A 16,185-nucleotide genomic window follows, 5' to 3' on the forward strand; every position below is an offset into this window, starting at 1 on the left:
CCGACGCCCGCCCCGGCCACGACGCACCGCGGCCCCGACGCCGGCGCTCACGGCAGCTCCCCCGTGCCCACCTGCGGGGTGACGACGTCGCCGGGGTGGGCGACGGTGACGCAGGCGCGCTGCCCCGGGCGGCCGTTGACCGTGAGGAGGCAGTCGAAGCAGACGCCGATGCCGCAGAAGACGCCGCGCGGGGCGCCGTCGACGCGGGTGGTGCGCCAGGACAGGACGCCGGCCGACCAGAGGGCGGCGGCGACGGACTGCCCGGGGTGGGCGGGGATGTCGCGCCCCTCGAAGGTGAAGGTGAAGCCCGGGCCCGGTGCGGCGCGGGCCAGGCGCAGGGGGCTGCGACGGCTCACGGGGTGGCCTCCTCGGCGGGGAAGCGGTCGGGGCGGAAGGGGGTGAGGTCGAGCTCGGGGCGGGCCCCGGTGAGGCACTGCGCGATCAAGTGGCCGGTGGCCGGGGCGAGTCCGATGCCGGCGCCCTCGTGGCCGCAGGCGTGGTGGAGCCCGGGGACGCGGGGGTCGGGGCCGATCGCGGGGAGGTGGTCCGGCAGGTAGGGCCGGAAGCCGGTGTAGGCGCGCAGCGTCGCGACGTCCCGGAGCACCGGGAACAGGGCGAGGGCCTGGGCGGCGAGGCGGCGGGCGACGGGCAGGGAGAAGGTGCGGTCGAAGCCGACGCGATCGCGGCTGGCTCCGATGAGGACGGGGCCGGCGGCGGTGGCCTCGACGACGGCGGAGGTCTGCAGGGCGGCGGAGTCGCTGGCGACGTCGGCGACGTAGTCGGCCGCGTACACCTTGTGGCGGACGGTGCGCGCCGGCAGGGGCTCGGTGACCAGGACGAAGCCCCGTCGCGGCAGTACGGGCAGCCGCACCCCGGCGAGGGCGGCCACCTCGCCGCCCCAGGTGCCCGCGGCGTTGACGACGGCCGGGGCGTGGATGTCGCCCCGGTCGGTACGGACCCCGCGCACGGCGCCGTCCGGCGCGCGGAGCACCGCCGTCACCGTGGTGCCGAGACGCGCCTGCGCCCCAAGGTCGCGGGCGGCGCGGACGAGGCGGGCGGCGGCGAGCGCGGGCTGCACCTGGGCGTCCTGGGGGTAGTGCACACCCCCGGCGAGTCCGTCCGCCAGGTGGGGTTCGAGCTCGCGCAGCCCGTCCGCCGGGACGGGCACCGCCTGGACGCCGCTGCGCCGCTGGGCGGCGGCGAAGCCCTCCAGTGCGCGCAGTCCGTCCGCGCCGGACGCCACGACGAGCCCGCCCTTGGCCTCGTACTCGGCGGTCACGCCCAGGTGATGACGCTCCGTCAGTTCCTGCCACAGCCGGGCGGAGAGCAGGGCGAGTGCGAGCTCCGGACCCGGCTCCTTGTCGGAGACCAGCAGATTGCCCTCGCCGGCCCCGGTGGTGCCGCCGGCCACCGGCCCGCGGTCCACGAGGACGGTGCGGAGCCCGGCCGCCGCGGCCTGGAGGGCGCAGGCCGCGCCCACCATCCCGGCGCCGACGACCACGACATCGCAGCTCGTCGGCTTGCTCACGCCGGTAATATGTCACACAGCACTGCTCACAACCAGCCGTTGCGCCGGAATCCGCGGTGGATGACGAAGCAGGCGACGGCCATCACGCCCACGGCGAGCGGATAGCCGTAGGTCCAGCGCAGTTCCGGCATGTGCTCGAAGTTCATGCCGTACAGGCCGCAGATCATGGTGGGGACGGCGAGGATGGCGACCCAGGCGCTGATCTTGCGCATGTCCTCGTTCTGGGCCATGGACACCTGCGCGATGTTGGCCTGGAGGATCGAGTTGAGCAGGTCGTCGAAGGAGGTGACCTGCTCGGTGGCGCGGGCGAGGTGGTCGGCGGCGTCGCGGAAGTAGGTCCGCAGGTCGGCCTCGATGCCGGGCAGGGGCTCCTCTGCGAGCCGCTGGAGGGGGCGGCCGAGCGGGGCCACGGCCCGCTTGAGCTCCAGCAGTTCGCGCTTGAGCTGGTAGATCCGGCCGGCGTCGGTGCCGCGGCCGCGGTGGTCGGAGAAGACGTCGGTCTCGACCTGCTCGATGTCCGCGTGGACCGCGGAGGTGACGGCGAGGTACTGGTCGACGACGTGGTCGGTTATCGCGTGCAGGACGGCGGCCGGCCCCTTGGCGAGCTGGTCGGGGACCGTCTCCAGGCCCTCCCGGAGCGGGCCGAGCGAGCCGTGGCCCCCGTGGCGCACCGTGATGACGAAGTCGGATCCGGTGAAGACCATGACGTCGCCGGTCTCCACCACCTCGCTGGTGGCGGTGAGCCGGTCGTGCTCGACGTAGCGGGCCGTCTTGAGGACGGTGAACAGGGTGTCCCCGTACTGCTCCAGCTTGGGCCGCTGCTGGGCGTGCACGGCGTCCTCGACGGCGAGCGGGTGGAGCCCGAACAGCTCCGCGACACCGGCGAACTCCGCTTCCGACGGCTCGTGGAGCCCGATCCACACGAAGCCCCGGCCGGACTTGCGGACCCGGGCGATCGCCTCGTACGCGGCGCAGTCGTCCTGGCGCAGTCCGTCCATGTAGACCACGCAGTTCACCACCGAACTGCCCAGCGGGGAACGCGCCGGGTGGCTGAGGTCCACACGCCGTTGGCGTACGTGGGTGAGGCGGACGGCTTTGCGGAGATTGCTGATCATCGACATGAAAGGCTCCTACGCAGGCATGCGGCCGCCAGTATTGCCCACGACCGGGCCTGTTCGAGCCCTCCGTCACACCGTCCTTGCACCGCGCGGGCCTTGGGGTGCGGCGGTGCGGACGCCGCTGCCTCCTTCCCATGGCGGGGGTGTCGCGCCGGCCGCCACGTCGTCGGCGATCGCCCCCGCGCCGGGGTCGCATCATTTTGCGCGCTTCCGCACATTTTCCTGACAGAAATAACCTTCGGCACCATTTCTCACCGGATGCCGGTGATGTGACATGCGCGACAGACCGCCGGACCGTGCTCCCGCGCGACCGCCCTGTTCGCGAGGTGGCCGCCTGCCGGGGCGTCCGGTCGGGGGTGCGGTCGGGGCGGACCTGGTTCGCGGGGGGCGCGGGACTTCTCTTACACTCCGTAGGGCTCCGGCCGGTGCAGGCCCGGGCATGCCACGTCCTCCGCAGAGATGGGTCCCATGAGCGCCATCAGTATCGGTCAGGCAGCTGTGCTCGGCGTCGTGGAGGGGGTCACCGAGTTCCTCCCGATCTCGTCCACCGGCCACCTGAAGATCACCGAGGGCCTGATGGGCATCCCGGTGGACGACAAGGCCGTCGTCGCCTTCTCCGCGGTCATCCAGTCCGGCGCCATCGCGGCCGTGCTGGTCTACTTCTTCAAGGACATCGTCCGGATCTGCAAGGCGTGGTTCACCGGCATCGTCAACCGCGAGGAGCGGTACCACCACGACTACAAGTTCGGCTGGTGGGTGATCTTCGCGACGATCCCGATCGTCGTCGTCGGCCTGGCGGCCAAGCCCCTCATCGAGGGGCCGCTGGCCTCGCTGTGGGTGGTCGCGGGCTCGCTGATCGTCGGCAGCGGCGTGATGTGGGCGGCCGACCAGATGGGCCGCCACAAGCGCGGCGAGGACGACACCACGTTCAAGGACGCCATGCTCGTCGGCTCCTCGCAGATCCTCGCCCTGCTCTTCCCCGGCTTCTCCCGCTCCGGCGCGACGATGTCCACCGCGCTCATCCTCGACCTGGACCGGGTCGCCGCGACGCGGCTCTCCTTCTTCCTGGGCATCCCCGCGCTGACCGGTGCCGGTCTGTACGAACTGAAGGACGCGCTCGGCGCCGGGGTGGACACGGCGCCGCTCGTCGTCGGGACGGCCGTCTCCTTCGTCGTCGCCTACGCGTCGATCGCCTGGCTGCTGAAGTTCGTGGCCAAGCACTCGTTCAACGCGTTCATCATCTACCGGCTCGTGATCGGCGTCCTCCTCTTCGGCCTGCTGGGCACGGGGGTCATCGCCGCGTAGGCGTACGGCCTGACAGGGCCAGGGCCCGCTCGAAGGCGGTGGCCGCGGCGGGGTCGGCCAGCGTGACGGGCGCGGCGAACCCTTCGTACCGGCGGTAGACCTCGGCGTACCGGTCCACGACCGCCAGCACGAACGCGCCGAGGGCCTCGCCGCAGCGGTACTCCTGGCCGGTGGCACGGGCCACGTCCCAGCCGTGGACGGCGAGCTCCTTGACGATCATCGAGGCGACCTCGGCGGCCGGCATCGACCCATGGCCCAGGTCGACCTCCCCCTCCCAGGCCTCCGGCGCCGCCCACGCCGCCACGGCCCGGTCCAGCTGCTCCGCGTACGCCCCGGCCCAGTCGGGGCCGGCGGTGAAGTCGCGGGCCGTGAGCTCCTCGGGCAGCGGCTCGCGCAGCGCGCGGTGCTCCAGGCCGTGCGAGGTGTAGAGGATCCAGTGGTTCAGCAGCGTGCGGGTGTCCCACTCCCCGCAGGGCGTCGGCGCGGAGAGCCGGGCGGGGTCGCCGCCCACCCCGCGGGCGACGCGGGCGGCCTCGCCCGCGGCTTCGATCAGGTACGCGTGCAGTTCGGTCATGCGGCCATGCTCGGCGCAGGGGCGGCGGCCGGTCTTGAACAAACGCGACAGCCCGGGCGGCCGCCCGCCGCCCCCGCGGCCTACACATCCACGACGACCTTGCCGACGACGCCCTCCTCCACCGCCGCGTGGGCGTCGGCGGTGCGCTCCAGCGGGAAGCGGTGCAGCGGCAGCCCCGACTCCTCGCCGGACCGCAGGGCGCCGTCCCGCAGGGCCTCGGTGACGGCCGCGACCGCCTCGCGCTTCGCGGCGTCCGGCATGGTGTAGACGAGCACGCCGTGCCAGCGCAGATTGCGCGCGAAGGTCTCCCTGACGGGCAGCGTGAACTCGGCGCCGCCGTTGTCCGCGTAGTAGGCGACGACGCTGTTCGGCGCCAGCACCGCCAGGTCGAGCCCGCTGTTCACCGCCACGGCGACCTCCACGACGACGTCCACGCCCTCCGGGGCGGCGCGGCGGATCTCCGCGGCCGGGTCGGGGGCCGTGTAGTCCACGACGTGGTGCGCCCCCGCGGCACGGGCGAGCTCGGCCTTGTAGGGGTTGCTGACCGTGGCCACGACGAACGCCCCCGCCCAGCGCGCGAGCTGGATCGCCGCGTGGCCGACCGCGCCCGCACCACCCGCGACCAGGACGTTCCGGCCGCCGAGGACACCCGGGGCGAGCCGGGCCGGGCCGCCTTCCGCCACCGTCAGCGCGCGGTGCGCGGTCATCGCCGGGATCCCGAGGCTCGCGCCGGTGTCGAACGACGCGGTCGCGGGCAGCGGCACGGCGTGTGCCTCCGGGAGCGTCACGTACTCCTGGGCGGTGCCGTCCGCCCGCTGCCAGGCGGCCTCCCACAGCCACACCCGCTCACCGGTCCGTCCGGGGTCGACGCCGTCCCCGACCGCGTCGACCACCCCGGCGCCGTCCTGGTTCGGCACCTGCTCCGTGACCGTGGCGGGCGGACCGCCGCGCCGCGACTTCCAGTCCGTCGGGTTGACCCCCGACACCTCGACCCGTACCCGTACCTCGCCCGGACCCGGCTGCGGCAGCGGCCGCTCGGTCAGGCGCAGCACTTCGGGGCCGCCGCCTTCCGTGTACACGATGGCCTTCATGATCCGTACAAGGCGGCACCGAGGCGCATTCTTCCCGCCGCACAGGTGTCCGGTCCGGGTAGGGTCGGCCCGTGTCCGCCGCGCCCGCCGATCCGCCGTCCCTGGAGGCGGCGTTCCCAGCCCCGCTCGCGCCGGACGTGCGCGCCGTCGCAGCCCTGCTCCCACCGCCCCCGCCCTACGACCCCCACTGGGAGGTCCACGGCGATGTGCGGATGCCGGTGCGCCTCCACCGCCGCGAACCGGACCCGGACGTGCCGGCCGCCCTCACCCCCCGGCAGCGCCTCGTCCTGCACTGTCTGTACGCGCTGCACCACGACGGGTACGTACGGCAACGCCACGCGGCGCACGTGGCCGGGGTGGCCGAGCCCTGGGCGGTGCCGTTCGTGGTGCGGCTCACCGGCGAGTACGTGCCGGAGATCGTCGCCGACCTCCACGCACGGCTCACCGGGGCCCTGGCGCCGGGGAGCGAGGCACGCCGGGTGTACGGGCGGTTCGCCGCGGAGCACCCTGAGTTCCTCGCCCTCACCGAGCGCCGCGCGGTGAGCTACTGGAGCGCGTACCACCGGTGGCGGTTCCCCGCGTTCACCGACCATCCCGCCGCCGCCGTGCTCGAGTTGCTGCGGGCCGCGGCCTTGGAGACCACGGGCCACGCGTGGCCACCACAGATGCGGGCGGGGCGGGGCGCGCGCTGAGGGGCGTTACGCGCGCGCCGCCCGTTCGCACAGGACGGCCGCGCCGGACGGTTCCGGCGGCGGATCGGGGAGACCCACCGCGGCCGCGCCCGGCGACCGGTGCGGGGAGCGGGGGACGAAGGCTCCGCTGGTGCCGCCGCGACCGCGGTGGACCAGGACGCCGGAGACCGGATCGGGGACGGCGTCGAGCGCCGCGCGAGTGCCGGGCAGGGCGCGCCATGCGAGCCAGTGCTCCTCTTCACGGAAGCACAACTCGAAGACGACGCCCCACCCGTACGAGTGCCATTCCCACGCCAGTGCACGGTTGGTGACCGCCGACTCCACGAGCGTCGGCGCATACGCGTCACGCCATGCCGCGGCGGATGTGCTGGCGTTGAGGACTTCGATGGACCACCAGTCCGCTGCCATACCCAAAACGATAGGCACTTCGCAAGTCGCCCGCCAGGGTCCTGCCCCTGACGGCGCGTCACGCAGGGTCGGCCGAGGCCAGCAACTCCGTCACGCGCGCCGCGAAGCGGGCGTCGCAGGGGTGGGGGACGCCGGTGCGCACGGCCGTGAGCAGGGCGTCGATGGCGTTGCCGAAGGCGGGCACGGGACCGTCGGCGCGGCCGGGGAGCGAGACCACCCCGGAGGTGCCGCGCAGCTCGACGGTCATGCCGGCGGCCGCCGGCGGGGCCGTGAGGCTGAGCGCCGCCGTGCTGGAGGCGCCGCTGTCGTGCCGCAGCACCAGGTGCACGGTGTCGCCGGGCCCCTGGACGGCGGTGAGCGCGGTGACGTCCCCGAGGACCGGGAGGAGCACGGACAGCGCGTGCGGCCCGACGTCCCACAACGCGCCCTTCTCGCGCCGCCAGGGGGATGCGGCGAAGGGGCTGTCGCCGGAGGTGAACACCGAGCCGAACCACTCCGCACGAGCGGTGAACCAGCCGTCCACGGCGGCCTGCTCGTCGATCCAGGCGGAACTCGTGGCGTCGAAGCGGAGGGTGAAGAAGACCACCGACGCGACCCCGGCGGCCTCGGCGGCGTCCGCGACGCGGCGGGCGTCGGCGACGGTCGTCGCGACCGGCTTGTCGAGCAACAGGTGCCGGCCGGCCTCGGCGGCACGCGCGGCCAGCGGGGCCTGCACGTCCGGAGGCAGGGCGATGGCGACCGCGTCCACGTCGCCGATGAGCTCGTCCACGTCGGCGTAGGCACGGGTGCCGAGGGTCGCGGCGAGCGCGGCCGCCGCCTCGGGGCGGCGGCCCCAGATCCCGGTGAACTCGACCTCGGGGTGGGCGACGAGGGCGGGGCCGTGGGCGATCTCCGCCCAGGGGCCGGTGCCGAGCAGTCCGATGCGCATGGTCACCGCTCCCCCGCCGGCTCGGTGTGGCTGCGGTACCAGGTGCGGTCGAGGTCGACGACGTCGACGGCGGTCTGCACGCTCAGCCCCGGCGTCGGCGCGAGGTGCTCCCGCACCAGCTCCAGGACGGCCTCGCTCAGCTCCGTCTTGGCCTCGGGCGTGCGCCCGGACAGGACGGCGGCCTGGACGAGCACCAGCGCGTGCTCGGGGGCGCCGTCGGCGAGGACGTACTCGTCGGACCGGCGGAAGCGGGTCTTGCACGCCTCCACCCTGGTGTCGATGGTCTTGGCGACCAGCGGGTGCAACGCGGTCGCGAAGCCGCGCCGGTCGAAGGCGTCCGCGAGGTTGCCGGTGTAGTCCACGGTGATGTGAGGCATGGCACACACCCTACGTCCCTGGTCACGGCGGTCCACGGGGGCCCGTCCCCAGGGCGGTGGAGGGCCTTCCGCAGGCCCTGCCGGGGTGTCCGGCAGGTGGGACGGCAGCGCGTTCACACCGGGTTAACACACGGGCAATGGATGCGAAATCGCAGGTTGTGAGGCTGCAGCGGCAACACCACCCACCCGCAAGGCCCCCGCCAACAAGGATGACGCCCGTGAGCTACAAGGCCGAGTACATCTGGATCGACGGTACCGAGCCGACCGCGAAGCTGCGCTCGAAGACCAAGATCCTCGCCGACGGCGCGGAGCCCGGTGTCTGGGGCTTCGACGGCTCCAGCACCAACCAGGCCGAGGGCCACAGCTCGGACCGCGTGCTCAAGCCCGTCGCCACGTACCCGGACCCGATCCGCGGCGGCGACGACCTGCTGGTGCTGTGCGAGGTCTTCAACATCGACGACACCCCGCACCCCTCCAACACCCGTGCCCTGCTGCGCCCGGTCGCCGAGCACTTCGCGGGCCAGGAGTCGCTGTTCGGCATCGAGCAGGAGTACACCTTCTTCCAGGGCTCGCGCCCGCTGGGCTTCCCCGAGGCCGGCTTCCCGGCCCCGCAGGGCGGCTACTACTGCGGCGTCGGCGCCGACGAGATCTTCGGCCGCGAGATCGTCGAGCAGCACCTCGACAACTGCCTCGCCGCGGGCCTGGGCATCTCCGGCATCAACGCCGAGGTCATGCCCGGCCAGTGGGAGTTCCAGGTCGGCCCGCTCAGCCCCCTGGAGGTCGCCGACCAGCTGTGGGTCGCGCGCTGGCTGCTCTACCGCACCGCCGAGGAGTTCGGCGTCTCGGCCACCCTGCACCCCAAGCCGGCCCCGGGCGACTGGAACGGCGCGGGCGCGCACACCAACTTCTCCACCAAGGCCATGCGCGAGGGCTACGACGCGATCATCGAGGCCTGCGAGGCCCTCGGCCGCGACGACAAGCCGATGGAGCACATCAAGAATTACGGCTCCGGCGTCGAGGCCCGCCTGACCGGCGCCCACGAGACCGCCCCCTGGAGCGAGTACAGCTACGGCGTCTCCGACCGCGGCGCCTCGGTCCGCATCCCGTGGCAGGTCGAGGTCGACAAGAAGGGCTACATCGAGGACCGCCGGCCCAACGCCAACGTCGACCCCTACGTCGTCACCCGCCTCATCGTCGACACCTGCTGCTCCGCGCTGGAGAAGGCCGACCTCGTCTGACGCTCCGCACCATCCCCGAGGGCGCCCGTCCACACGCCGGGCGCCCTCGGCGCGTCCACCGCACGTTCACGGCACGCGGACGGCCTCGAAGAGGAAGCAGCCGTACTCCACGGCCCGTACGTGCACCAGGGCGACCCGCGGATCGGCGAACCGGGCCGCCAGGACGGCGTCGGCGGCGCCCGCGGAGACCTCGTCCGCGGTCAGCCTGACCAGCCGGCCGCCGAGGATGCGGCCCCGGGCGTCGTAGCACCGGAAGACCCGCCGCTCGCCGTGCAGGGCCGCGGGGTAGCCGGGGGCGTCCGGCGGGCCGGGGCAGTCCTCCGCGGCGGCGTGCACGAAGACCGGCCCGGTCTCGTCGTACGGGCCGGGGTCGGCCCCGGTCGCGGCGGCCCAGCGGCGCAGCGGCGCGTAGGCGGCCAGCGCGATCCGCTCCCCCGGTGCGCTGTGCCGCAGGCAGCAGCGGAGCGGGGCGCCGCCCTCCGGGTCCGGCTCGGGGCGGGGTACGAGACCGGCGTCGTCGCCGTCCCGCAACTCCTCGGCGACGGCCGGGTCGAGCGCCCGGACCTCGTACACGATGCGATGGGTGTCCATGCCCCCAGCGTCGCCCGGTCCGGTCAGGAGGTCCGGCGGGATTCGGACGTCGTGCTCAGGGCACGCCACGCGGCACGGTCGCCGGGCAGCCCGAACCGGGCGAGGAGGGCACCCCGATTGCCGCCGCGCGGATCCCACAGGGTGTCGTGCGCGGCCAGGGCCCCGGCGTAGGCACGCTGGGCCGCGGTGGCACTGTGGGGCGCCGGCCAGCCGTCGGGGAAGAACCGGGGCAGATAGGGGCCGATGTCCGGGTCGGGGTGGCGCCACGGGAGCAGCGGCAGGACGGCGAGGGCCGCGGGCAGCAGCCGCTCGGGGTCGGTGACGCGCCGGCACAGTGCGGCGGCGACGGTGAAGCGGGGCCGGCCGGTGAAGGTGGCGGGCTTGCGGCCGAACGCCGCGTCGAGCGCGGCCGGGTCGCGCAGGGCGTCCAGCAGCACCGTGTGCGCGTCCTCGTCGCCGTCGAGGGCGGGGGCGAGCGCGGCGCAGACCCGCACGGCCGGTTCGGGGTCGGCGAGCAGGGCCCGGGGCGCCTCGCCCAACTCCCCCAGGTGGACGGCGAGGGCGGCGCGCTCGTCCGTCCCGGCCGTGGCCGCGACCGCGGTGAGGACCCGGACGACCTCGTCCCTGCGGCCGGCGAGCGCCGGGTGCGCGGCCGTGCGCGCCACGCAGGCGGCCGCGGCGGTCCGCACCTGCGGGTCGGGGTCGGTCAGGTGGACGGCCGCTGCCGCGTGGACGGCGGGCAGGGCGTCGTACACCCCCACGGCCGGACGGACGACCGCCAGGTCGGCCATCTCGTCGTCCCAGAGGGCCTGCTGCTCCTCCTCGTCCGCGTTCGCCCAGGCCTCCTGCCAGGCGTCGGCCGCCGCCCCGTCCGCGGGGAACGCCCGCGCCCGCCACTCCTGCGCCTCCGCCGGGTCGGGCGCCGCCTGCGCCGCGTACCGCAGGAAGGCCAGCAGAGCCTGCCTGGGTGCGGCCGGGTGCTCCCCGGCGAGCAGCTCCGCGACCTGGCGGACGGCCGGCGGTGTGGCGGGCCAGGGTGTGCCCTGGTGCACGATCGCCCCGTTGAGGTGCTCCAGGGCGGCCCGGACGTCCGCCTCCCGGCCGGTGCGCAGGGCGGCCAGATGCCGCGGGGTGTCCGTGGCGGCGCCGTAGGCGTGGAACAGCCGTGCCCAGTCCGTCTCGTGCATGCGGCCATCATGGCGCGGGGCACCGACAACGCCTGCTCGCAGGCCGGTTGGGCGCTCCGGCACCGGGGCGGCGCGCGGTGGCGGGGTGACCATCCCAGGATTCACTCGTTCTACGGAACGTGAACGCCCCGCACGCGACCGCCACCCGTCCCCGGCACGGCGCAGCCGTCATCGTGGACGTCGAGGAGGCGGAGGCCGCACTCGTCGAGAACTACCCGCACCTGGTCCGGCTGGCCTACCTGACGTTGCCGCCGTCGCTCGGCCGGCACCGGAGGGTGCTGACCGCCCACACCCTGACGCAAGGCGTGCTGCCGCGCTCGCCGTGCGAGCCGGACCCCGCCGTGGTGGACGTCCCCGGGCCGCGGGGGACCGTGGACCCGGCGTACGCCCTGGTGCGGCAGGAAGTGCTGGACACGGCACTGGCGTTCGGCCGCGAGCGGGGCTGGCGGGGCCGGCTGCGCAGGACGGTGGTGGGCGGCCCGGCGCCGTACGTCTGGGGCCTGCGGCTGCACACCAAGGCGACCGGGACGGACGAGGCGGAGCTGGACCGGGCGCTGTCCGGGCTGAGCGCGGCCGGGCGGGCGGCCTACGCGCTGCTGGAGCTGGAGCGGCCCCGGCACGCGGACGGCCGCGAGGTGCGCAGGCTGCTGGTGGCCGCCGGCGTGGCCGACCCGCGGGGCGCCCTGAAGGCCGCCAAGGCGGTACCGGAGGGACTGCTGCTGGGCGGCACCGGGTTCGACCCGTGCACGGTGCAGGCCCGGCCGACGGATCTGCTGCGCAGGCGGCAGCACGTGCGCGTGGGCCTCATCGCGGCGGGCGCGGTCGCCGTGACCGCGACCCTGGTCGCGGTACTGGCCGGCGGGCAGGACCCGTACGCGGCGGGCGGGTCGCCGGGGGGCGCGTACGGGACCGCGGATCTGCTGGACCCGGCGAAGCTGGTGCGGGTGCAGGACACCGCGTGGACCCGCGCCTCCCGGGTGGACTTCACGGCCTGGCCGGCCCGCGGCGGGCGCGCCGGCGACCGGGCGCTGCTGGGCCGGGCGATGGCGGTGTGGGCGCACCCTTCCGGCAACGTCGCCGTGTCGGCCACCAAGGGCACCGCCGAGGGACTGCCCGCGCAGCAGCCGCAGTTGCTGTACGCGGGGGACGTGGACGGCGCCACCGTGGTGCTGATGTACGACGGCCTGCGCCTGGTGCGCTACGCCGAGCCGCGCGACGGCGGGGGCTCGGCGGCCCTGGACTTCGCCCGGGTGGACGGCGCGGGCGTGACCACGGCGGCCGTGGTGCTGGGCCGTACGGACGGCAACACCCGGTTCCTGACCGCCCCCTGGGTCACCGAGGCGGCCTCCCGCGACCTGCGGGACCCGGGGCGCGCCCCGGCGAAGCTGGACCGCACGGCGGACGGGGTGACCGAGCCGGTGCGGATGCCCGGCGCGGACAGCCGTCCCGGGGTGTGCGGGGACACCTGGCCCGCGCTGCAGTTCCGGGCCGCCGGCGGGCTCGGCGTGGACCGGCCGTTCCTCCTCACCGACCTCGGCGACCTCGTGCCGGCGCACCTGACGTACCAGCCCGCCGCGGACGCCACGCCGCTGGAGGCGACCGGCCCCACGGCGCTGGCGAACGTGGCCCGGACGGCCTGCAACCTTCCCTCCATGAGCGGCCTGGGCACCCGGTCGGTCAATGTCTGGCGGTACGCGACGCAGCGGCTGCCGGAGGGCAACGGGCAGGCGTCGTGGGTGTGCGCCCGCGCCGACACCTGGCGCGGCACGGACGGCCGGGCGCTGGCGCTGTTCCTGCCCCCGGTCTCCGAACCGGGCACCCCGGGCGCACCGGTGGGCCAGAGCGGCCGGGACAGCGGGGCGTGCGGCCGGGCGGTGCCGCAAGTGCTGGCCGGGGCGCTGTGGAAGTCCACCGCCGGCCACTGGTACCTGCTGGCGGCGGGCAGCCGTGACGTGACGCGGATCAAGGCCACGGGCGGCGTGACCGGCGCCTCGAAGGGCCCGACGATGGCGGTGCGCGCCGAACAGGGCGCCCGGGCCGAGCTGTCGGCGGTGCTCGACTCGGGCGCGGCGCTCACGACGCTGCGCTGAGCCCGCCCTCCCCCGCCCCGGTGGCCTGCTCCGTGCCAGGAGCGGCCGCCGGGGCGCCGCGCGGGGAGCGGGCGCGGCGCGGTGCTCCCCCGTCGGGGTGCCAGCCGAAGGCGAGGCAGCTGCCGGCGACGCCGAGCAGCAGGCCGACGAAGAAGCCGCCGAGGTTCGAGGTGACCCAGCTGCCGAGGGCCAGCAGGACACCGACGACCGAGTAGAAGAGCCGCTGGGCCGGGTTGAGCAGGATCAGCAGCCCGCAGATCACCATCAGCCCGGGCAGGAGGTAGCCGGCCAGTCCCTGCGCGCCGATGTGCAGGACGACGGGCAGCGCGGCCTTCTCGGTCACCAGGATCTCGGCGCCGCCGAGGGTCAGCAGGACCCCTCCCCAGAACGGGCGGCGGCCGCGCCACCGGCGGAAGCCGGCCATCAGCAGCCCTCGCCGCTGAACTTCAGTTTCAGGCCGGGCAGTTTGAACACCGCGGCCGTCGTGGCGTAGTTGGTCTGCCGCAGGTTGTCGATGGTCACGGTGTCGGACTGCTGGCTGAAGACGCCGATCGGGCCCTGGACGCCGGCCTTGTCGAGGGTGCTGGCGTCGTTGCCGATCTCGATGCCGTCGAAGGCGGCGTCGCCGGACAGCTCGGTGGAGTCGGTGGTCAGCCCGCGGGCGGTGACCTTCTCCGCGCCGCCGCCCGCCGTGATGACGAGGTTGGTGCCACCGAGGTCGACGCTCTGGCAGAGGTCGGTGAGCGTCGCCTTCTTGATCGCGGAGACGACGACCAGGACCTGGCCGCCGGTGTCGCCGGTGTTCGGGCTGCCCTCGGCCATCGAGTCGAGGCCGCCGAACTGCGCGAAGCCCTCGCCCTTGAGTTCGGTGGCGGTGACGGTGAAGGGCATCCCGGAGATCGCGAACTGCACGCCGAGCGCGCCCTGCGCGGTGAGGACCATGAGCGTGGCGCCGATCGCGGCGGCGGGTACGGCCATCACGGCGGCGCGGCGCCAGCGGACGCGGCCGGGCCGTTCGGGGGTGGCGGGTGTGGCGGGTGTGGCGGTGCCGGTGGTTCCGGGCTCTTCGGACGAGGCCATGGCTGCTCCCAGGACATGCGAATGCGGAGGAACGAGCTGACTGGCGCGGTGTCCTGGCGCGGACAGCGGCTGCGCACGTCCGTCCCCGGCGCCTCCCGGCGGGGCGCGAGGGCGTTCACGGTACGGCGCAGTGGCCGGGGTGGAAGTTACAACCGGGTAGGGACCGGGTCAAGGGCCCTGTGTGCGGCTCATGATGACGGTGCGTCGATTCTGTGACGGAGGGGCGCGGCGGGCGCCAGGCACGGCGTCGAGGAGGCGCGGGCCGGGGGCCGCGGCTCCGCGAGCCGCGCCGCGGCGGCCTCCGGCCCCAGGAACGGCGCGAGGACGAAGTAGCTCAAGGTGGGCAGCAGTGCGGGCAGTTCGGCGGCGCCACCTGCGGCGATCCGCCGGTAGATGCTCGCGTACACCCCGCCGACGACGGCGTCGACCAGCTCGGTGGCGGCGACCTGCGGCGGAGCCCCGACGGCACCGGCGGCGCCGTCCGCGGCGGTGAAGAAGCGCCGGAACCGGGCGAGCAGCACATCGCGCTCCTCGCGCCCGGCCTCCCCCACGGCGTCGATCTCGACCACGGCCATGGTCGCGAAGGCGGGCGCCCCGGCGAGGATGCCGAGCAGCGCGCCGAGGGCGTCCCGGATGCCGGCGGACCAGTCGCCGGCGGCCTCCGAGGCGGCCTCCATGGAGGCGATGACCAGTCCGGTGCCGTGGCGGTGGGCGGCCAGGAAGGCGTCCTCCTTGCCGCGGAACTGCTCGTAGAACACCGGCCTCGTCACGCCCGCGGCCTGGCAGATGTCGCTGATCCGGGCTTTGGCGTAGCCGCTCTGCGCCACGGTGCGGACGATGCCGTCCAGCAGCCGGTCGCGCTGGGTGGCGGCGACCACCTCGGCCGGCACGCGGCGGGGTCCGCGGCGGATGGAGCGCTCCGGATCGCGGCCGGTCCTGGTGCCGGGGAGCACGAGGGGCGGCGGTGTCGAGGGAACCGCGGTCATCTCGAACTTCCTTCCGGGTCCTTGACGCTGAATACTCGTCAGGTTTACAACTCTCGCAGGTTTCCCACGGGTTCGTGGCGCCGGACCCGTTCTCCACCGCAGCACATCCTCCCGGCCCCACTCCGTCACGAGGAGCACGTGCGCATGGCCGATTCCGGACCCCCGCCACCGTCGCCCGCAGCTCCCCGGCCGCGGTCCCGCTCCTGATCCCGTACGGGTCCCCGGTGCGGTCCCCCACGTCCCCCCACCCTCCCCCCACACCGAAACGAGGCACCCGCATGCGCACTCGTCCCGCCCTCGCGCTGGCCGCCACGGCCACCGCCGCCGCGCTCTCGTTACTGCAGGCCGCCGCGCCCGCCTCCGCCGCGGACGCACCGGTCCTCACCACCGGAGCCCCGGGCGGCACCCCCGTCGCGGCCGGCGACGTGCTGAACGCCTCGCTGGCCCCCGGCACCAGCGCCACGCTCTACTCCAGCGCCACCGGCACCAGCGGCGTGACGTGCTCCGAGTCGACCTTCGTCGCGACCGTCACCGACAACCCCGCCGCCCCGGGCACCGCCACCGAGTCGGTCACCGCGCACACCTTCCCGAGCGCGAGCTGCCGCAGCAACGTCGTGGGCGTGCTGGGCGTCACGAGCATCACGGTCGACAACCTGCCGTACACCTCCGCCGTCTCCTCCGACGGCGTCGTCACCGTCTCCCCGGCCGACGGCTCGACCGTCCAGACCACGGTCGTGCTGCGCACCCTGCTGGGCAGCGTCACCTGCGTCTACCGGGCGGCGGGCCTGACCGGCACGGCGGACAACGCCGACAACAGCATCACCTTCGCCGCCCAGCAGTTCACCAAGGCCTCCGGCTCCTCGCTCTGCTTCGCCAACGGGTTCTTCACCGCGAAGTACGCCCCGGTCACCGACTCCGGCCAGGACGGCGGCCCTGCCGTCTTCGTGAACTGACCGGACCGCCGCGCCACCCCCCCACGCGGCGCCGCGAGC

At 74.8% G+C, this 16,185-nt stretch carries 18 protein-coding genes; 5 read left to right on the forward strand and 13 right to left on the reverse strand.

The features are described 5' to 3' along the window. Positions 1-47: 47 nt before the first annotated feature. From ACFYYN_RS09030 to ACFYYN_RS09040, 3 genes are read right to left on the reverse strand one after another with little or no spacing between them, the layout of a single operon-like run. Positions 48-356 (reverse strand): (2Fe-2S)-binding protein, encoded by a 309-nt coding sequence (locus tag ACFYYN_RS09030; RefSeq protein WP_500322324.1) that lies wholly within the window; start codon positions 354-356, stop codon positions 48-50. After that, positions 353-1,528, reverse strand: a complete 1,176-nt coding sequence (locus tag ACFYYN_RS09035; RefSeq protein WP_500545240.1) for an NAD(P)/FAD-dependent oxidoreductase — start codon at positions 1,526-1,528, stop codon at positions 353-355. Before ACFYYN_RS09035 ends, ACFYYN_RS09030 begins: the two co-directional genes overlap by 4 nt. 26 nt (positions 1,529-1,554) lie before the next feature. Continuing rightward, positions 1,555-2,649 carry a magnesium and cobalt transport protein CorA gene (locus tag ACFYYN_RS09040; protein WP_500545241.1) on the reverse strand — a complete coding sequence of 365 codons (1,095 nt, stop codon included), beginning with the start codon at positions 2,647-2,649 and terminating at the stop codon, positions 1,555-1,557. A gap of 465 nt (positions 2,650-3,114) precedes the next feature. On the opposite strand from ACFYYN_RS09040, the gene ACFYYN_RS09045 reads away from it, so the two are divergent. Continuing rightward, positions 3,115-3,951 carry an undecaprenyl-diphosphate phosphatase gene (locus ACFYYN_RS09045; protein ID WP_500545242.1) on the forward strand — a complete coding sequence of 279 codons (837 nt, stop codon included), beginning with the start codon at positions 3,115-3,117 and terminating at the stop codon, positions 3,949-3,951. Here the strand turns inward: ACFYYN_RS09045 and ACFYYN_RS09050 are convergent. Next, positions 3,938-4,525 carry a TIGR03086 family metal-binding protein gene (locus ACFYYN_RS09050; RefSeq protein WP_500545243.1) on the reverse strand — a complete coding sequence of 196 codons (588 nt, stop codon included), beginning with the start codon at positions 4,523-4,525 and terminating at the stop codon, positions 3,938-3,940. The two genes, ACFYYN_RS09045 and ACFYYN_RS09050, sit on opposite strands and share 14 nt — an antisense overlap. An 80-nt stretch (positions 4,526-4,605) precedes the next feature. Further along, positions 4,606-5,616: an NADPH:quinone reductase gene (locus tag ACFYYN_RS09055; RefSeq protein ID WP_500545244.1), complete on the reverse strand. Its 1,011-nt coding sequence runs from the start codon at positions 5,614-5,616 to the stop codon at positions 4,606-4,608. 71 nt (positions 5,617-5,687) lie between these two features. Between ACFYYN_RS09055 and ACFYYN_RS09060 the strand changes: the two genes are divergently transcribed. Next, positions 5,688-6,308 carry a hypothetical protein gene (locus ACFYYN_RS09060; RefSeq protein WP_500545245.1) on the forward strand — a complete coding sequence of 207 codons (621 nt, stop codon included), beginning with the start codon at positions 5,688-5,690 and terminating at the stop codon, positions 6,306-6,308. 6 nt (positions 6,309-6,314) lie between these two features. Here ACFYYN_RS09060 and ACFYYN_RS09065 read toward each other — a convergent pair whose 3' ends face one another. Genes ACFYYN_RS09065 through ACFYYN_RS09075 form a run of 3 tightly spaced genes read right to left on the reverse strand, consistent with a single transcriptional unit; the run spans position 6,315 to position 8,021 of the window. Next, positions 6,315-6,716: a hypothetical protein gene (locus tag ACFYYN_RS09065; protein WP_499511481.1), complete on the reverse strand. Its 402-nt coding sequence runs from the start codon at positions 6,714-6,716 to the stop codon at positions 6,315-6,317. Positions 6,717-6,774: 58 nt separating this feature from the next. After that, positions 6,775-7,644 carry a Gfo/Idh/MocA family protein gene (locus tag ACFYYN_RS09070; RefSeq protein ID WP_500359662.1) on the reverse strand — a complete coding sequence of 290 codons (870 nt, stop codon included), beginning with the start codon at positions 7,642-7,644 and terminating at the stop codon, positions 6,775-6,777. 2 nt (positions 7,645-7,646) lie between these two features. After that, a complete protein-coding gene (locus ACFYYN_RS09075) occupies positions 7,647-8,021 on the reverse strand; it encodes a 5-carboxymethyl-2-hydroxymuconate Delta-isomerase (protein ID WP_500545247.1) in 375 nt (124 codons plus the stop codon). A gap of 218 nt (positions 8,022-8,239) precedes the next feature. Here ACFYYN_RS09075 and glnII point away from each other — a divergent pair, with 218 nt between their 5' ends. After that, positions 8,240-9,259, forward strand: coding sequence for a glutamine synthetase (gene glnII / locus ACFYYN_RS09080; RefSeq protein WP_500545248.1), 1,020 nt, complete (start codon positions 8,240-8,242; stop codon positions 9,257-9,259). Between the two features lie 66 nt (positions 9,260-9,325). On the opposite strand, the gene ACFYYN_RS09085 is transcribed toward glnII, so the two are convergent. Together ACFYYN_RS09085 and ACFYYN_RS09090 are read right to left on the reverse strand one after the other, a co-directional pair. Continuing rightward, the gene (locus ACFYYN_RS09085; RefSeq protein ID WP_500545249.1) at positions 9,326-9,850 is read right to left on the reverse strand and encodes a DUF1203 domain-containing protein; all 525 of its coding nucleotides are present in this window, start codon (positions 9,848-9,850) and stop codon (positions 9,326-9,328) included. 23 nt (positions 9,851-9,873) lie between these two features. Further along, a complete protein-coding gene (locus tag ACFYYN_RS09090; RefSeq protein WP_500545250.1) occupies positions 9,874-11,037 on the reverse strand; it encodes a hypothetical protein in 1,164 nt (387 codons plus the stop codon). A 119-nt stretch (positions 11,038-11,156) separates the two neighbouring features. Here ACFYYN_RS09090 and ACFYYN_RS09095 point away from each other — a divergent pair, with 119 nt between their 5' ends. Then, the gene (locus ACFYYN_RS09095; protein ID WP_500545251.1) at positions 11,157-13,127 is read left to right on the forward strand and encodes a hypothetical protein; all 1,971 of its coding nucleotides are present in this window, start codon (positions 11,157-11,159) and stop codon (positions 13,125-13,127) included. Here the strand turns inward: ACFYYN_RS09095 and ACFYYN_RS09100 are convergent. From ACFYYN_RS09100 to ACFYYN_RS09110, 3 genes are all read right to left on the reverse strand, one after another. Further along, complete coding sequence (locus ACFYYN_RS09100) at positions 13,111-13,551, reverse strand: DUF6114 domain-containing protein (RefSeq protein WP_500545252.1); 441 nt, start codon at positions 13,549-13,551, stop codon at positions 13,111-13,113. The genes ACFYYN_RS09095 and ACFYYN_RS09100 overlap by 17 nt on opposite strands. Next, the gene (locus ACFYYN_RS09105) at positions 13,551-14,207 is read right to left on the reverse strand and encodes a DUF6230 family protein (RefSeq protein ID WP_500545253.1); all 657 of its coding nucleotides are present in this window, start codon (positions 14,205-14,207) and stop codon (positions 13,551-13,553) included. Before ACFYYN_RS09105 ends, ACFYYN_RS09100 begins: the two co-directional genes overlap by 1 nt. Positions 14,208-14,395: 188 nt before the next feature. Then, positions 14,396-15,193: a TetR/AcrR family transcriptional regulator gene (locus ACFYYN_RS09110; protein WP_500545254.1), complete on the reverse strand. Its 798-nt coding sequence runs from the start codon at positions 15,191-15,193 to the stop codon at positions 14,396-14,398. A gap of 278 nt (positions 15,194-15,471) precedes the next feature. Here ACFYYN_RS09110 and ACFYYN_RS09115 point away from each other — a divergent pair, with 278 nt between their 5' ends. Continuing rightward, positions 15,472-16,146: a Tat pathway signal sequence domain protein gene (locus tag ACFYYN_RS09115; protein ID WP_500545255.1), complete on the forward strand. Its 675-nt coding sequence runs from the start codon at positions 15,472-15,474 to the stop codon at positions 16,144-16,146. Positions 16,147-16,185 lie beyond the last annotated feature (39 nt).

This window comes from Streptomyces sp. NPDC001902, from assembly GCF_042891295.1.
Classification (GTDB): Bacteria; Actinomycetota; Actinomycetes; order Streptomycetales; family Streptomycetaceae; genus Actinacidiphila.

Bases quoted from the DNA above. Each gene is read 5' to 3' on its own strand.
- ACFYYN_RS09040 (WP_500545241.1), bottom strand. From the start codon at position 2,649: ATGTCGATGATCAGCAATCTCCGCAAAGCCGTCCGCCTCACCCACGTA.
- ACFYYN_RS09045 (WP_500545242.1), top strand. From the start codon at position 3,115: ATGAGCGCCATCAGTATCGGTCAGGCAGCTGTGCTCGGCGTCGTGGAG.
- ACFYYN_RS09050 (WP_500545243.1), bottom strand. From the start codon at position 4,525: ATGACCGAACTGCACGCGTACCTGATCGAAGCCGCGGGCGAGGCCGCC.
- ACFYYN_RS09055 (WP_500545244.1), bottom strand. From the start codon at position 5,616: ATGAAGGCCATCGTGTACACGGAAGGCGGCGGCCCCGAAGTGCTGCGC.
- ACFYYN_RS09065 (WP_499511481.1), bottom strand. From the start codon at position 6,716: ATGGCAGCGGACTGGTGGTCCATCGAAGTCCTCAACGCCAGCACATCC.
- ACFYYN_RS09070 (WP_500359662.1), bottom strand. From the start codon at position 7,644: ATGCGCATCGGACTGCTCGGCACCGGCCCCTGGGCGGAGATCGCCCAC.
- ACFYYN_RS09075 (WP_500545247.1), bottom strand. From the start codon at position 8,021: ATGCCTCACATCACCGTGGACTACACCGGCAACCTCGCGGACGCCTTC.
- ACFYYN_RS09085 (WP_500545249.1), bottom strand. From the start codon at position 9,850: ATGGACACCCATCGCATCGTGTACGAGGTCCGGGCGCTCGACCCGGCC.
- ACFYYN_RS09090 (WP_500545250.1), bottom strand. From the start codon at position 11,037: ATGCACGAGACGGACTGGGCACGGCTGTTCCACGCCTACGGCGCCGCC.
- ACFYYN_RS09100 (WP_500545252.1), bottom strand. From the start codon at position 13,551: ATGGCCGGCTTCCGCCGGTGGCGCGGCCGCCGCCCGTTCTGGGGAGGG.
- ACFYYN_RS09105 (WP_500545253.1), bottom strand. From the start codon at position 14,207: ATGGCCTCGTCCGAAGAGCCCGGAACCACCGGCACCGCCACACCCGCC.
- ACFYYN_RS09110 (WP_500545254.1), bottom strand. From the start codon at position 15,193: ATGACCGCGGTTCCCTCGACACCGCCGCCCCTCGTGCTCCCCGGCACC.
- ACFYYN_RS09115 (WP_500545255.1), top strand. From the start codon at position 15,472: ATGCGCACTCGTCCCGCCCTCGCGCTGGCCGCCACGGCCACCGCCGCC.